15 protein-coding genes are annotated in these 16,108 nt (G+C 42.6%); 6 read left to right on the top strand and 9 right to left on the bottom strand.

Translation table 11 applies throughout. The features are described 5' to 3' along the window. Positions 1–2: 2 nt before the first annotated feature. Positions 3–1,013: a low-specificity L-threonine aldolase gene (gene ltaE / locus L0B17_RS14145; protein WP_235085667.1), complete on the top strand. Its 1,011-nt coding sequence runs from the start codon at positions 3–5 to the stop codon at positions 1,011–1,013. 128 nt (positions 1,014–1,141) lie between these two features. Here the strand turns inward: ltaE and L0B17_RS14140 are convergent, their stop codons facing one another. Beyond that, a complete protein-coding gene (locus tag L0B17_RS14140; RefSeq protein ID WP_235085666.1) occupies positions 1,142–1,813 on the bottom strand; it encodes a DUF2461 domain-containing protein in 672 nt (223 codons plus the stop codon). Between the two features lie 288 nt (positions 1,814–2,101). On the opposite strand from L0B17_RS14140, the gene L0B17_RS14135 reads away from it, so the two are divergent. From L0B17_RS14135 to L0B17_RS14125, 3 genes are read left to right on the top strand one after another with little or no spacing between them, the layout of a single operon-like run. Next, the gene (locus L0B17_RS14135) at positions 2,102–2,533 is read left to right on the top strand and encodes an ATP-dependent zinc protease family protein (RefSeq protein WP_235085664.1); all 432 of its coding nucleotides are present in this window, start codon (positions 2,102–2,104) and stop codon (positions 2,531–2,533) included. 1 nt (position 2,534) lies between these two features. Beyond that, complete coding sequence (gene rimK / locus L0B17_RS14130; RefSeq protein ID WP_235085662.1) at positions 2,535–3,440, top strand: 30S ribosomal protein S6--L-glutamate ligase; 906 nt, start codon at positions 2,535–2,537, stop codon at positions 3,438–3,440. Further along, entirely contained in the window at positions 3,441–4,454 is a 1,014-nt protein-coding gene (locus L0B17_RS14125; protein ID WP_235085660.1) for a succinylglutamate desuccinylase/aspartoacylase family protein, read from the top strand. Between the two features lie 154 nt (positions 4,455–4,608). Here L0B17_RS14125 and L0B17_RS14120 read toward each other — a convergent pair whose 3' ends face one another. Then, positions 4,609–6,399, bottom strand: coding sequence for an acyl-CoA dehydrogenase C-terminal domain-containing protein (locus L0B17_RS14120; RefSeq protein WP_235085659.1), 1,791 nt, complete (start codon positions 6,397–6,399; stop codon positions 4,609–4,611). A 234-nt stretch (positions 6,400–6,633) separates the two neighbouring features. Continuing rightward, entirely contained in the window at positions 6,634–7,575 is a 942-nt protein-coding gene (locus tag L0B17_RS14115) for an alpha/beta fold hydrolase (RefSeq protein ID WP_235085657.1), read from the bottom strand. Between the two features lie 247 nt (positions 7,576–7,822). Here L0B17_RS14115 and L0B17_RS14110 point away from each other — a divergent pair, with 247 nt between their 5' ends. Both L0B17_RS14110 and L0B17_RS14105 read left to right on the top strand, forming a co-directional pair. Then, on the top strand, positions 7,823–8,347 hold the full coding sequence (locus L0B17_RS14110; RefSeq protein ID WP_235085655.1) for a TlpA disulfide reductase family protein: 525 nt from the start codon (positions 7,823–7,825) through the stop codon (positions 8,345–8,347). Between the two features lie 220 nt (positions 8,348–8,567). Next, positions 8,568–9,071 carry a DUF1097 domain-containing protein gene (locus L0B17_RS14105; RefSeq protein WP_235085654.1) on the top strand — a complete coding sequence of 168 codons (504 nt, stop codon included), beginning with the start codon at positions 8,568–8,570 and terminating at the stop codon, positions 9,069–9,071. Positions 9,072–9,231: 160 nt separating this feature from the next. Here L0B17_RS14105 and L0B17_RS14100 read toward each other — a convergent pair whose 3' ends face one another. From L0B17_RS14100 to L0B17_RS14075, 6 genes are all read right to left on the bottom strand, one after another. Next, the gene (locus L0B17_RS14100) at positions 9,232–9,888 is read right to left on the bottom strand and encodes a 3-oxoacid CoA-transferase subunit B (RefSeq protein WP_235085653.1); all 657 of its coding nucleotides are present in this window, start codon (positions 9,886–9,888) and stop codon (positions 9,232–9,234) included. 12 nt (positions 9,889–9,900) lie between these two features. Continuing rightward, positions 9,901–10,611, bottom strand: coding sequence for a CoA transferase subunit A (locus L0B17_RS14095; protein WP_226410381.1), 711 nt, complete (start codon positions 10,609–10,611; stop codon positions 9,901–9,903). Between the two features lie 89 nt (positions 10,612–10,700). Beyond that, a complete protein-coding gene (locus L0B17_RS14090) occupies positions 10,701–11,588 on the bottom strand; it encodes a hydroxymethylglutaryl-CoA lyase (RefSeq protein WP_235085651.1) in 888 nt (295 codons plus the stop codon). Continuing rightward, entirely contained in the window at positions 11,585–13,609 is a 2,025-nt protein-coding gene (locus tag L0B17_RS14085) for an acetyl/propionyl/methylcrotonyl-CoA carboxylase subunit alpha (protein ID WP_235085649.1), read from the bottom strand. Before L0B17_RS14085 ends, L0B17_RS14090 begins: the two co-directional genes overlap by 4 nt. Then, complete coding sequence (locus L0B17_RS14080; protein WP_235085647.1) at positions 13,609–14,427, bottom strand: enoyl-CoA hydratase-related protein; 819 nt, start codon at positions 14,425–14,427, stop codon at positions 13,609–13,611. The genes L0B17_RS14085 and L0B17_RS14080 overlap by 1 nt, the downstream gene beginning before the upstream one ends. 26 nt (positions 14,428–14,453) lie before the next feature. After that, on the bottom strand, positions 14,454–16,061 hold the full coding sequence (locus tag L0B17_RS14075) for a carboxyl transferase domain-containing protein (protein WP_235085646.1): 1,608 nt from the start codon (positions 16,059–16,061) through the stop codon (positions 14,454–14,456). Between the last annotated feature and the right edge of the window lie 47 nt (positions 16,062–16,108).

The raw sequence follows: 16,108 nt of genomic DNA, 5'->3' as shown, positions 1-16,108 counted from the left end.
TTATGATTGATTTTAGAAGCGATACTGTTACTCAACCTACAACAGCAATGCGTCAAGCAATGGCTAATGCCGTTGTGGGTGATGATGTTTATGGTGATGACCCGACAGTCAACAACTTACAAGATATGGCTGCTGAAATGTATGGCTTTGATGCGGCCTTATTTGTTAGCTCAGGTACTCAAGCGAATTTATTGGCATTAATGTCGCATTGTGAGCGTGGAGACGAGTATTTATGCGGTCAACAAGCGCACAATTATAAATTTGAAGGTGGCGGGGCTGCGGTGCTCGGCAGTATTCAGCCACAACCTTTAAATAATCAACATGATGGCAGTATTTTATTGTCTGATATCGACGCCGCAATTAAACCTGATGACGTTCATTTTGCTAGAACCCGCTTGTTGAGTTTAGAAAATACTATTGGTGGCAAAGTCTTACCGCAAGCGTATTTAGCCCAAGCACAAACTTTGGCTTTTAATCGTGGTTTAAAAATTCATTTAGACGGCGCAAGAGTCGCTAATGCTGCGGTTGCTCAAAATATTGGCATTGCAGACATTACCCAGTATTTCGATTCGGTTTCTATTTGCTTATCAAAAGGTTTGTGTGCGCCTATAGGCTCTATTTTGTTGGGCGATGAGCGGCTTATTGGTAAAGCTACTCGCTGGCGTAAAATGTTAGGCGGTGGAATGCGTCAAGCGGGTATTATTGCTGCAGCGGCCAAATTGGCTTTAACCGATCAAGTTGAGCGATTAGTTGAAGACCATCACAATGCTAAAGTTTTAGCTGAAGCGTTATCCAAACTAAGCGAATTTGAAGTGGATACTTCAGCAGTGCAAACCAATATGGTATTTGCCACGTTAGCGGATCATATTGACCCACATCAACTAAGCCATGCATTACTGCATAAAGGGATAAAAGTGAGTCCCAGCAAGAAATGGCGCTTAGTCACCCATGCTGATATTTCACGCCATGATATTGATACTTTTATCGCCGCATTGAAACAAGTGTTAATATAGGTGCTGTTGAATTTTTGAGATAAATTTTCAGCTATTTAAAAGTCAACAAATCAATACATCTGGCTCTACACGTTAAAGCTGCAAAACAGTTAAACAACTTCTATAGCCATTTTTTGACACATTGTCACTTAATAATCTAACTCCAGTGCAAAGCACAAGTAGGCCATTAATTGTGCAGTGTGTTGAAACTCCTTTTGGCAGTATTTGACAAAATCACCTTGGCAAACTTGTTCTTCTGTTAGCGTTTTGATCGCGATAAAGTCTTTTCTTTTAAGTTCATCAAGTAACGGGTGGTCTTTTTCGAATCCTCTAGGTGGTCTAATTAAGCTGTCACCTGTCATAGCAAAACCTGCTTTTGTGACGGCTTGTAATGCTTTTTTATAGCCATTAGGATTTTCATCAATACAGTGTCTGATGGCGTTTAAGGCTGTGGATTCTGGATGCCAAATACCCGCAGCGATAAAACATTCGTTATTAGCTAAATGCACATAAAACCCTGGAGAATGGACATCTTTAGCCTGAAAATGTTTAAATTGAATCCCAACGTTAGTTTTATAAGGGCTTTTGTTTTTACTAAAACGACTGTCTCTTTGGGGGCGCATTAGGCTGCCGCCTACTTTTTTGGGCACCGCATTAAAACGCGGCGACAAGGCTAGAATAGGTCCTTGCATGGCCTCAATAAATTGTAATGCAGGCGTGCGGACTTGAGCTTCATAACGAGCTTGATTCGCTTTAAACCAATCACGGTTATTATGCTGATTTAGTTCGGTTAAAAATTGGAAACTATTCGCTGTGAACATTATTGTGCCTTAATAATTAACTCTTTTATTATTAATGAGTTAGTATCAGTGTATAGGGGGCGTATTGGTAAAGTGTTATGGTTAGTCATTCTAACGTAAAAATTCTAGTTAAAAAAATTTGTTTTATTAAAAATGCAGTGTATATTGCGCCGAAATTGATTGATATTAGCTATGCTTAAATGACTTTCTCACTGCTTGAGTATGCAGTAGATGATAAAATATTTGAACACTAGCATCGGACAAGTTTATTAGAGAAAGACTTATTTCCTTTAAACGTAAGGACTGACCATGACTAAACAAACCCTCGATATTGTGGGCTGGCGAGAATGGGGCACATTTCCTGAAATTGGCAATGAAAAAGTCAAAATTAAGGTGGATACGGGGGCTAAAACCTCATGTCTACATGCTTTTAAAATTAAACCGTTCCAAAAAGAAAAAGAAAAATGGGTGCGGGTATGGTTGCATCCTGAACAAGACTCTGATCGTGAAGTTGTATGTGAATTCCCCATTTTTGATCGCCGTAATGTTAGTGATTCTGGTGGACATATTACCAAACGATATGTAATTAAAACCCCTATTATTATGGGGGGGAAGCAGTTCGATATAGAACTCACTTTAACCAATAGAGATAACATGAAATTTCGTATGTTGTTAGGTCGCAGAGCACTGGAAGGGCGTTTTTTAGTGGATTCAGCAGCATCTTATATAACTGGAGAGTAAAATGCACATTGCAATTATGTCACGGAATAAGAACCTTTATTCCACCAACCGTTTAAAAGAAGCTGCAGAAGCCCGTGGGCATGAAGTTAAAGTTATCGACCCATTAAAGTGTTATATGAACATCAATATGAATTCACCGAGTATTCATGCCCGCGGTGTTGAATTGCCAAGATTTGATGCCGTTATTCCTCGTATTGGTGCTTCAGTAACCTTTTACGGCACAGCGGTTTTACGTCAATTTGAAATGATGGGAACACATCCTTTAAACGAGTCAGTGGCGATTAGTCGTTCACGCGATAAATTGCGTTCTTTGCAGTTATTGTCTCGTAAAAACATTGGCTTACCTGTTACTGGTTTTGCAAATAAGCCAGCGGATGTACCTGATTTATTAGACATGGTTGGCGGCGCGCCGTGTGTGATTAAATTACTAGAAGGCACCCAAGGTATTGGTGTTGTTCTTGCTGAGACGCGTAAGGCAGCTGAATCCGTTATTGAAGCCTTTATGGGTCTTAAAGCTAACATCATGGTGCAAGAATATATCGCTGAAGCGGGTGGCGCAGATATTCGCTGTTTCGTGATTGGCGATAAAGTGATAGCGGCAATGAAACGTCAAGCATTGGCTGGAGAGTTCCGTTCTAATTTACACCGTGGTGGTACGGCAACGGTAGTTAAGTTAACGCCAGAAGAGCGTTCTACCGCGATTCGAGCTGCTAAAACCATGGGGTTGAATGTTGCAGGTGTTGATATTTTACGCTCAAAACATGGTCCACTCGTGATGGAAGTTAACTCTTCACCAGGTTTAGAGGGCATTGAAAAAGCCACGGGTATTGATGTTGCCGATAAGATTATCCAGTTTATTGAAAAGAACTCGACAAAAAGCAGTGCAAAAACCAAAGGAACAGGCTAAATGGTAAAAAAACGCGAAGCTTTCACTTTAGGTGAAGTGAGCGTTAAAGCTGGCACGCAAGAGAGCGTTAAGCTACCTGCGGCAAGACTTTATAACGACACACCTATGGAGTTGCATGTTGAGGTTTTCCATGGGATAAAAGCGGGCCCGACTTTACTTGTGTGTGCAGCTATTCATGGTGATGAGCTAAATGGCATTGAAATTTGTCGACGTTTGCTCAGCAAAATAAATGCTAAGTCGTTAACTGGCACCATACTTGTTGTGCCTATTGTTAACGTGTTTGGTTTTATTCAGCAATCACGTTATTTGCCGGATCGTCGTGATTTGAACCGATGTTTTCCTGGGTCATCAAAAGGTGCATTAGCGAGTCGTTTAGCGCATTTGGTGTCACATACCTTAGTTGACCGAGCAACACATATTATTGATTTGCATACAGGTGCAGTGCACCGTGATAATTTACCGCAAATTCGTTGCGATACCGATGATGAAGTGATGTTTGGCATGGCGAACGCATTTGGTGCACCTGTCATTATGACCTCAAAAAATGTTACCGGTTCGATGCGTGGTTATGCTAACGGTAAAGGTATTCCTTGTATTTTATACGAGGCAGGTGAAGCATTACGCTTTAGCGAAATGTCGATTAGATCAGGTCTTAATGGCGTGTTAAATGTCATGCGTCACTTAGAAATGATTAAAGGCCGTATTCGCATCAAAGGTAACAGTGTTAATGCTAGTCGCAGTTATTGGGTCAGAAGTGAAGCCGATGGTTTGATTAACATTAAACTGAAATTAGGCGAGCGGGTTAATAAAGGCAATATCTTGGCTTATATTGTTAACCCCCACGGTGGTGAGCCTTATGCGCTGCGTGCTCCGACCGATGGTATTATTATTGGTAACAGTAATATACCTGTGACCAATGAAGGTGAAGCGCTATTTCATATTGCCCAATTTGAAGGCGATGAGATTGAAATTGTTAATGACAGTTTAGATGATTTTATGGCTGAATATGCTTAACATGCTCGAGTGCTAACATTAAAAATGCCGCTGAATTCAGCGGCATTTTTGTATCTAGTCAATGTGTATTCAATTAATGTTGTACTAAGTCAATTTTACTAGAATAAACTGGCTAAGATAATTAACTCAGTCATTTTTATCGAGTCATTTAAGATTAAAAGTCAGCTTCATCAAAATCGACAATTTGTTCACTGCTGGCCTCAATCTGCTTACGTAAACTGCGGGTTTGACTTACCCAGTACCCCATATAAAATGCACCTGTTTTCAGTTTAGCTTGATAGAAACTAGCCTCATCGGTGCCTTTTTCTAATGCAGCTAAAGAGGTTGCTGCAATTCGAGCCCACATCCACGCTAATGCACTGATGCCGAATAACTGCATATATGCCATAGAGGCTGCACCAATAAGGTCAGGGTTGGTTGCAGCGCTTTTAGCAATGTAGCCAGTGGCACGTTCAAGATCGCTAGCTGCATCCATCAATCCAGCAATGAAAGGTTTCATTTGCTCATTGCTACTGTGTTGACCAATAAACTGCTTCACCATATCAGACCAAAGGTTTAAGGTGGCGCCTTTATCTGCGAGTAATTTACGCCCGACTAAATCTAATGCTTGCACGCCATTGGTTCCTTCATAAAGCATCGCAATACGAATATCACGAACAAATTGCTCCATGCCCCATTCATTAATATAACCGTGTCCGCCATAGACTTGCTGTGCATCAACACAGGCTTTAAAACCTTGATCAGTAACAAAACCTTTCACTACAGGTGTGAATAATGCCGCTAAAGCTGACGCTTGTTTTGCTTTTGCAGGATCGGTTTCACGTTCAGCTTGGTCAAGCCAAAGCGCTTGCTGGCCCATTAAAGCACGTGTGCCTTCATTAAATGATTTTTGTGACAACAGCATACGACGCACATCACCATGCACCAAAATAGAGTCGGCAGCTTTATCGGCATGTTTTACCCCACTTAAAGCACGGCCTTGAATGCGGTCTTTGGCATACACTAGGGCATTTTGATAGGCAATGTCTGATACGCCTAAACCTTGAATTCCCACCCCTAAACGGGCTTGGTTCATCATGGTGAACATGGCGCGTAAACCTTGATGCGCAGCGCCGACAAGTTCGCCCACAGCATTATCAAATAGCATCACACAAGTTGAGTTGCCATGAATACCCATTTTATGTTCAAGTCCGGTCGCCGCTAAGGTATTTGCTTTACCTAAACTACCATCAGCATTGACTAAAAATTTAGGCACAGCAAAAAGTGAAATACCTTTAACACCTTCTGGTGCATCGGGTAAACGAGCCAGCACCAGATGAACAATGTTTTCTGCTAAATCATGATCGCCCGATGAAATAAAGATTTTCTCGCCGCTAATCGCAAAAGTGTCATTGCCTAATGGTTTGGCTTTAGTGCGCAGTAATGCTAAATCGGTACCCGCATGAGACTCTGTGAGGTTCATGGTACCAGTCCACTCACCGCTAACGAGTTTAGCTAAATATTTTTGCTTTAATGCCTCACTCCCATGCACGTGAATAGCCGAATATGCACCATGGGTCAGACCAGGGTACATAGCAAATGCCATATTGGTTGCGGTTTTCATCTCGGTAGCAAAGGTGCCAACCACCTCAGGTAAACCTTGTCCACCATATTTAGGGTCGCAGGTTAATGTTGCCCAGCCATTCTCAACATACTGCTTGTAGGCATCTTTAAATCCATCTGGTGTAGTGACTTTACCATCAATGAGTTTACAACCTTGGTGATCACCCACGGCATTTAACGGCAACATTATGTCGGTAGCGAAGTCAGCTACGCCTTGTAAGATAGCATCAACTAACTCTGGGTCTATTTCATCAAAACCAGTTAAATCTTGATATTGATAAATATTCAGTAGCTCAGAAAGAATGAATTGATAGTCACGAATAGGGGCTTGATAAATTGGCATGAGGTCGTTCCTTGTCAGTGCTTATTATGACTCAATTAGTCTTTAGCGTATTGCATAAATACAACAGAAAAAGCTAATGCTAACTGATTTTTAATGGTGATATTTTCTACATTAACCTAATTTGAGTAAAAACTCAGTAATTATTTAATCGCTTTGTGTGTCACCAAGCATCATTATTTAACAATCAATTTAACGCTTTAAAATCAGATGCTAACTGGGAAGTTTATCGCTGTGTTAAGCAATGATTTTATGCTGTAGCCAAAAATGGGTACAGTGCTGCAAAACGGCTTGCGGTTTTTCTAATTGAGGGTAATGACCTGTTTCGACTAATGCTATAGTGTCTGCTTGCTCAATCAGTTGTTCAAAACGAATAAGGGTATCTTGACCTGATATTGGGTCACAAATCCCATTGATAAACCGCAGCGGCATTTCATATTGCTGTAATGCACTTACCCAACGCTCTCGATGTAGTTTGCGTTCGCGAATATATTGAATAATCTTATGTATCACTTTAATACCCTGATTTTTTGTTATCAATTGCCAATGAATTGCCAGTTCTGCTTCAGGTATCGGTTGATAGCAAATATAAGCAAAGTTTTGCGTAAACTTTTTAAATGAAAACAGCTTAGCGATAACAAATCCAAATGAGCCCATTAATAAACGTTGGATCAAAATAGGCTGAGTCGTTTCAGGAAATAACCCGCCATTTAACAATATCGTACTGTCGATTGAGAAACCGCTATCAAGGCCGGTGTCCCCATGGCGGGCTAATAACTCTTGTGCGACTGTGTCGCCGTAATCATGGGCCAGAATGTGAAAGTGTTGAATGCCAAGATAATCCAATACCGCTTCAATAATGTCTGCTTGTAAAGCAAAAGAGTAATCAATATCGCTGGGTTTATCTGATAAACCATAACCTATCAAATCTAACGTCAACAGATTAAAGTGTTGGGTTAAACTAGGCCAAAGAGCATGCCAGTCATAACTGCTAGTCGGAAACCCATGGATCAACAACAGGCAAGGTTTATCACTTTTAGCTTGATTAATATAAATCTGTCTTTGAATACCTTTGGTATCGACAAATTGATAAAAAAAGCCTGTTTGATGCCATTGTGTCGGCCATTGACTTTGGGTATTGAGTTCTTCTATATAGTGGTTAAGCATAACTTCCTTCATGGCTGACAGGCCTTAATCAAGTCAGGCAAACATACCCGAAATCATCTCAGCAAATTTAAGCTATTCTAATAGTAAATCATTAGTGGTAAACCATCGCTGATTCTTTTTTGGTTGAGAATTGGCTGCTATAGCTTGAATACAAATTACTAGATTGGCGGTCTAGTATTAAACACTTTTAATATGCTTTATATACCCAGCGTGACAGTCAAGATTTTATAAATGCATTATTTTTGAAAAGGCCATTATTATGAATATATTCGTTCGATCATTCTTGCCAATCCCGGTGATTTCTAATTGGTTAAGGCGTGGTAAATTATTCATTGTTTTACCTCTGATACTGATGTCGGCGGCGGTTGGATCTACTCCCGCTAATGATTTTAGTCTACAAGATGCAAAAGGGCAGGTATTTACTTTAAGCGAGCATAAAGGTAAACCGATAGTGCTACATTTTTGGGCCACTTGGTGTCCTTATTGTAAAAAATTACAACCCGGACTAGAACGTTTAAGGCTGGAAAATAAACAAACTGATCTGGTCATGATGGCGATAAGCTTTAATGAGGATGACGGTGCAACCCCCGCGCAATCGTTAACTGACCGTGGCATAGGTATGCCAACACTTATTTTAGGGGATGCTGTTGCAAAACAATACGATGTTACAGGCACCCCAACAACAATATTTATAGATAGAAAAGGCGATGTGGTGTGGGTTACACGCACCTCCAATCCAGATGATCCTAATTTAGTGAAAGCGGTAGGGTTACTTATTCAATAATCAAAAATGGTGAAAGGGGCACTGAATTAACAATAAGGACCCTTGACCGCTTCATTACTGTTCAATTCATTATCGTTCAACGGCTTGTTGGCTTTGCTTTGGATTTCATGATTTATTACGACTAAGGTTGATTTTTGGCATTAAAAATACAATTTACCAATATAATTGTGTTAAATTAAGGATTATAAATTCTTAAAAATGACTAAATCTAGGGGCGTTTATGCCGTATCGTTGGCAAATTGCACTTTCTGCAGGTTTATTAGCTGCTTTATGGGCAGGTGTTGCAGATGTATTTCAGCTACTGACCTGGATTGGCTTTTTAGGTTGTAGTACCTTCTTTGCCCAAACTGACAGTGGCTTTAAAGGCATGTTAATGGCAATGGCCACTAACTTGTCTGGTGTTTTCTGGGGCTGGCTTATTATCGCTGGCAGTACTTTTTTTGTTTCACCGATTATCAGTTACGCACTCACTGGGATTGTCACTAGTTTGATGTGTTTACAAGCCAGCCATAAACGATTGGCATTTATTCCAGGCACATTTATCGGCTGTTGTATTACCTTTGCAATGAATGCTGATATCGCGGCTATTGTTCCCCCGTTAATGATTGGCGCTATGCTGGGTTACAGCATGAGTTTACTGACCGAACAATTGATCAGTTTAACGCAGAGATATCAAACTAGCTTAGTGAACAACGCTTTATCAAAAGATCCCGCCAAAGAGTGATAGCCTTTTTATTGATGATTAATTGAAGCCTATCTAGTTTTAAAGCCAGATGGGCTTTTTTATAGGTGGCAGTATAAAAAGGTCATCCAAATATCTGTAATAAAAAAGCGCACTTTAATAAAGTACGCTTTTAAAATCATTCAAAGGTATAAATCAGCGTTTAGAACACCATTTCTGGTACATGTTCTGGCACGATTAATTTACCGGCCGTTTTGGCAATAATTTCTTCAACCGATACACCTGGTGCGCGTTCAAGTAAGTGGAATGCGCCGTCTTTTATTTCGATAAAGGCTAGATCAGTCATCACGCGTTTGATGCAGCCATACCCGGTTAACGGCAGCTCACATAACGGAAGTAACTTAGAGTTACCGTGTTTGTCGGCATGCATCATAGTGACGATAATATTCTCTGCGCCGGCAACCAAGTCCATTGCGCCGCCCATGCCTTTAATTAACTTACCTGGGATCATCCAAGAGGCGATTGAGCCATTCACATCAACTTCAAATGCACCCAATACGGTTAAATCGACATGTCCACCGCGGATCATGGCAAAACTTTCTGCTGATGAGAAAAATGACGCGCCATCAACCGCGGTAACAGTTTGTTTACCGGCGTTAATTAAATCAGCATCGATAGCATCTTCAGTTGGAAACGGCCCCATGCCTAATAAACCGTTTTCAGATTGCAGCATAACCTGCATGCCTTGTGGAATATAGTTGGCTACTAGGGTAGGAATGCCGATACCTAAATTAACGTAAAAACCATCTTGCATTTCTTTTGCTACGCGTTGAGCAAGTTGTTCTCTTGATAAAGCCATGTGCTTGCTCCTTTATTTAGCCGTAGCTTGGGTGACAGTACGTTGTTCAATGCGTTTTTCAAAGCTGGCTTTGATGACGCGATCCACATAAATGCCAGGGGTATGTATATGATTAGGGTCAAGCTCTCCTGGCTGAACAATTTCTTCAGCTTCTACGACAGTAATTTTACCGGCGGTGGCCATCATAGGGTTAAAGTTAGCGGCAGTTTTACGGAACACTAAATTACCCATAGTGTCAGCTTTCCATGCTCGAACTAACGCGAAATCTGCAGTAAGAGACTCCTCTAACACATAATGACGTCCTTTGATTTCGCGGGTTTCTTTGCCATCAGCAATAGGTGTGCCGTAACCCGTTGCGGTGAAAAAAGCGGGAATACCAGCACCACCTGCGCGAATTTTTTCAGCTAAAGTACCCTGCGGGGTTAAAATAACGTTTAATTCACCTGACAGCATTTGCTGTTCAAAAGTGGCATTTTCGCCCACGTAAGAGGCGATCATAGTGGCAATTTGACGTTGTTTAAGTAACAAGCCTAAACCGAAATCATCTACCCCAGCATTGTTTGAAATAGCGGTTAGTCCGGTTACGCCTAATTTAACCATATGGTTGATTAAACCTTCAGGAATACCACATAAACCAAACCCGCCGACCATTAAGGTCATGTTATCTGTCAGACCAGCGAGCGCTTCATCATAGCTGTGAACGACTTTATTAAAACCTGCCATTGTGCTGTCCTTTTCTCGTTATTATGTTTGATAGATGCTGATTTTTATTTGAGTCAGCAGCTTAAAAATTAGTTCGTTGCCAATCTAAACTAGGCTAATGCATTAGCAACTTTTGAAGCACTTTTTCGGCCAATAATTTGGCTAATATTATTACCTGCATGGGCAAGTTTATTGAGATCAATACCAGTCTCAATCCCCATTCCATGCAGCATATAAACTAAGTCTTCAGTTGCTAAGTTTCCTGAGGCGCCTTTAGCATAAGGACATCCGCCCAATCCCGCCACAGATGCATCAAAGCTAGTTACGCCCATATCTAAACAAGCTAAAATATTGGCTAATGCTTGCCCGTAAGTATCGTGAAAGTGCAGCGCTAGTTTACTGACCGGCACCACATTTGCCACGGCTTCTACCATTTTACGGGCATCTGATGGCGTGCCAATACCTATGGTGTCACCCAATGAAATCTCGTAACAGCCCATTTTGTAAAGAATTTCAGACACACGGGCGACTTCATTGACATCGATACGACCTTCATAAGGGCAGCCAAGCACGCACGATACATAGCCACGTACTGCAATATTGTGCTGTTTTGCTTGTTGCATCAATGGCATGAAGCGTTCAATTGATTCATCAATTGAACAATTAATATTTTTCTGGCTGAAGCTTTCTGAAGCGGCGCCAAATATTGCCACTTCATCTGCGCCAGAGGCTAGTGCCAGCTCAAAACCTTTCAAATTAGGGGTTAACGCACTATACGTCACACCTTTAACCCGAGGCATTTGGCTGAAAATATCACCAGAGTCTGCCATTTGTGGCACCCATTTAGGCGATACAAAACTGCCCGCTTCAATACGAGTAAGACCCGCTGCCGCTAAGTCTGCAATCAATTGCAGTTTAGCGGCTGTGGGTACCGGAACTTCATTTTGTAAACCGTCGCGGGCGCCAACTTCAAAAATGCTCACCTTTGATGGCATCATGCTTTAGCTTCCTTGTCAGTTTCCACGACTGATTCTTCAACATGTAATAGCTGTACGCCATCGCTTACTAGCTCACCGCTTTGGAAATAAAACTCGGTGACTACGCCATCAAATGGGGCTTCGATGGTGTATTCCATTTTCATGGCTTCCATCACTAGTAAGCCTTGGCCAGCTTTAACGGTTGCGCCCACTTCAACAAGGTGAGTGACCACTGTGCCATTCATGGGTGCTTTTAACTTGTCTGCGCTGTTAATGGTTTCGTCGGCCACTTGTGCAAGTACTGCGGTAAAGTGGTAACTGCCGCTGGATAGAAATAGGGTGAAGTCGTCGCCATCACAGCTGACAGGCACTTTACTTTTATGGCCATTAATTTCAGCAAATAACACATCATCTTTAATTTGACCGGCCAGTTTTAGTGCTTGGCCATTTAAGCCTAGGTGCAATGCACTGCCTAAGTCTGTCATCAGTAAGTTTTGCAGTTCGTGTTTTTCATCAAGTAAGGCAACATGATGAATGCTGGCACTGTTTAATCTAAAACCGCTGACTTGTCCCCAAGGTGAATAGGGATCATTACTATTAACCGCATTCACTTTTGCTTGTTGCTGACGTAGTAGTACTTGATATAAACCTGCTAGGGCAATAGCGGTATCAGATTCACTGCTGGCATCACCAATTAAGGTGTTGCCATAGCGTTCGATAAAGTCGGTACAAAAATCAGCTTTCGCAAAGGCTGGGTGTTCGGCAATGTTAGCTAAAAACTCAATGTTATGTTTTAGGCCACTAATTTGATAAGACTCGAGCGCATTGACTAAGCGGTGTAAGGCGCGTGGACGGGTTTCATCCCAGACAATCAGTTTAGCGATCATCGGGTCATAGAAGTTACTGATCACATCGTTTTCACGGATGCCCGAGTCAATACGCACATGGCGATTTTGTTCTGGCTCTCGTAAAAAGTTTAGCTTACCGCTAGCAGGTAAAAATTCATTCTGGGGGTCTTCAGCGTAAATACGTACTTCAAATGAGTGACCATGAATACGCACTTCATCCTGTTTTAACGGCAGTTCACCACCACTTGCGACCAGAAGTTGCCATTTGACTAAGTCTTGGCCCGTGACCATTTCGGTCACTGGATGCTCTACTTGCAGACGAGTATTCATTTCCATGAAGTAGAAGCTGTTGTCGGTATCCAGTAGAAACTCTACCGTGCCCGCGCCCACATAATCAATGGCTTTAGCGGCGGCAACCGCAGCTTCACCCATTTGAATGCGTAGCTCGTCAGACAATCCAGGTGCCGGCGCTTCCTCAACTACTTTTTGGTGACGACGTTGAATAGAGCAATCACGGTCTGATAAATAGATGGCATTGCCTTTACTGTCGGCAAAAACCTGCACTTCTACATGGCGAGGTTGACGTAAATAACGCTCCATTAGTAATTTATCATTGCCAAAGGATGAGGTTGCTTCACGACGGGCTGAGCGGATAGCTTCAAGGGTTTCAGTGTCATTTTCAACGATGCGCATGCCTTTACCGCCACCGCCATATGCCGCTTTTATCAATAGCGGAAAGCCGACTTGTGTGGCTTGATACACTAAGTTGTCATCAGTTTGATCATCACCATGATAACCAGGCACTAATGGCACATTAGCTTTACCCATAATTTCTTTTGCTGCGCTTTTGCTGCCCATAGCATCAATGGCATCACTGCCAGGCCCGACAAAGGCAATACCATTTTGCTCACACTTGCGGGCAAAGGCGGCATTTTCAGACAGGAAACCATAACCAGGGTGAATCGCTTCTGCGCCAGAACGTTTGGCAATATCAATAATCAAATTAGCTTTTAAATATGAGTCCGCTGGTGCACTGCCACCTAAATGATAAGACTCATCCGCCATGGCAACATGAAGGGCATCTTTATCGGCATCAGAATATAAGGCTATGGTACGTACGCCCATGGCTTTAGCCGTTTTAATAATACGGCAGGCAATTTCACCACGGTTGGCTATCAGTAATTTAGTAATCATTATTTAGCTCCTACTAGAGGGACGGCGGCATCTTGCCAGGCCGGAGAGCGTTTTTCGAAAAAGGCATTTAGCCCTTCTTGGCCTTCATCAGATACTCGAATGCGGGCGATTTGTTCACTGGTGTAGCTCAGTGTCTCATCGTCAATTACGCCATCTTCTAATCGAGACACTAAGGTTTTAACCCATGCCATACCTTGCGGGCTGTTCGCTTTAAAGGCGGCAATAAAAGGTGCTGCGGCGGCATCTAAATCATCATTAATGGCATGAATAACTTGCTGTTTAAGCGCTTCTTCTGCACTAAAGCGCTCAGCGGTTAACATGTAACGCCTAGCCTGACGATTACCCATTGCCCGCACGACATACGGGCTAATTACCGCAGGAATTAAGCCTAACTTCACTTCACTTAGGCAGAAACTGGCTCGTTCATTGGCGATCGCAATATCGCAGCAGCAAATTAATCCTAATGCGCCACCAAAGGCGGCACCATTAACCAGTGCGATAGTCGGCTTTGGGAACTTATCCAGTACATGCATCAGTTTGGCAAGTTCGTGGGCATCAGTGAGGTTCTGGTCAAAATCCATTTTGGCTTGCTTGCGCATCCAATTAAGATCTGCCCCTGCACTGAAGTTTTTGCCGTTGGCGCGCAGTAACAGTATTTGGCATTTTGATGAATTGGCAAATTGTTCGATGGCGGTAATCATTTCATTAATCATCACTTCATCGAAGGCATTATGTTTTTCTGCGCGATTTAATATTAATTCACCGACACCTTCGTTTAGCTGGCATTGGATAAATTGAAAATCATCTTGTATGGTCATATTAAGCTCCTATTGATACAACGCAATTACATGCGGAACACACCAAATTTGGTGTCTTCAATAGGGGCGTTTAATGCCGCAGATAACGCTAGACCAACTACATCACGGGTCTGCGCCGGATCAATAATACCATCGTCCCACAGGCGGGCACTGGCATGGTATGGATGACCTTCTTTGTCATATTGGTCAACAATCGGCTTTCTAAATGCTTGTTCTTCTTCGCTGGTCCATTCAACCCCTTTACGGGCTAAACCGTCACGGCGAACGGTGGCAAGTACGCCAGCGGCTTGCTCACCGCCCATCACTGAAATACGTGCATTTGGCCACATCCACATCATGGTGGGCTCGAACGCGCGGCCACACATGCCGTAGTTACCTGCGCCATAACTGCCGCCAATAATCACGGTAAATTTAGGCACATTGGCACATGATACCGCGGTAACCATTTTGGCACCGTGTTTGGCAATACCTTCGTGTTCATACTTTTTACCCACCATGAAGCCGGTAATATTTTGTAAAAACAGTAAGGGGATTTTACGTTGGCAACATAGCTCAATAAAGTGAGCGCCTTTTTGCGCTGACTCAGAGAACAAAATGCCATTATTCGCCACAATACCCACAGGGTAACCATGAATGCGGGCAAAGCCACACACTAATGTTGCGCCATAATTGGCTTTAAATTCGTCAAAGTCTGAGTCATCAACGATACGGCCAATGACTTCTTTAACATCAAAGGGCTTTTTAAGGTCGGTGCCAACAATGCCGTAAAGCTCATGAATGTCATACTTAGGCGGTTTGACCGGACTGAGCATACTCGCGATAGTTTTTTGATGGTTTAAGCGTGATACGGCACGGCGAGCCAGTTCTAATGCATGATCATCATTTTGAGCTAAATGATCGGCAACACCTGAGATTTTGGTATGTACTTCTGCGCCGCCAAGTTCTTCCGCTGACACTTCTTCGCCCGTGGCGGCTTTAACTAATGGTGGACCGGCTAAAAAGATGGTGCCTTGATCTTTAACAATAATCGATTCGTCAGCCATTGCGGGTACGTAAGCGCCCCTGGCAGTACATAGGCCCATTACCACAGCTATTTGCGGAATACCTAGGGCTGACATTTGAGCTTGATTGTAAAAGATACGGCCGAAATGATCGCGGTCTGGAAACACTTCGTCTTGGCGTGGTAAGTTTGCCCCACCAGAATCGACCAAATAAATACACGGTAAATGACAACGTTTAGCAATGTCCTGTGCGCGTAAATGCTTTTTCACTGTAATAGGGTAGTAAGTGCCACCTTTTACGGTGGCATCATTAGCAATAATCATACACTCAACGCCGCTTACACGGCCTATACCGGCAATTACACCTGCGGCAGGGACATCTTCGTCATACACTTCAAATGCGGCAAACTGGGCGATCTCTAGAAAAGGAGAACCTGGGTCGAGCAGTTTTTCGACTCGGTGGCGGGGTAATAATTTTCCACGGGACAAATGGCGTTCACACGCCACAGGGCCACCGCCTTGTTCAATTGTTGCCAGTTTTTGCTGCAGATCTTCGACTAGCAAAGCCATATCATCATATTTAGCTTTGAATTCATCACTACGAGGATTTATCTTGCTGCTCAGGTGCGTCATGTCAATATCCTTTATTGAGCACAAATTAAGGTATTGAGGGGAGGGCG

Origin of the sequence: Shewanella sp. OMA3-2 (assembly GCF_021513195.1) — a bacterium.
In the GTDB taxonomy this organism is placed as follows: domain Bacteria; phylum Pseudomonadota; class Gammaproteobacteria; order Enterobacterales; family Shewanellaceae; genus Shewanella.
The sequence above is the reverse complement of the archived record's forward strand: the minus strand, read 5'-3'. Positions and strand labels throughout refer to the sequence as shown.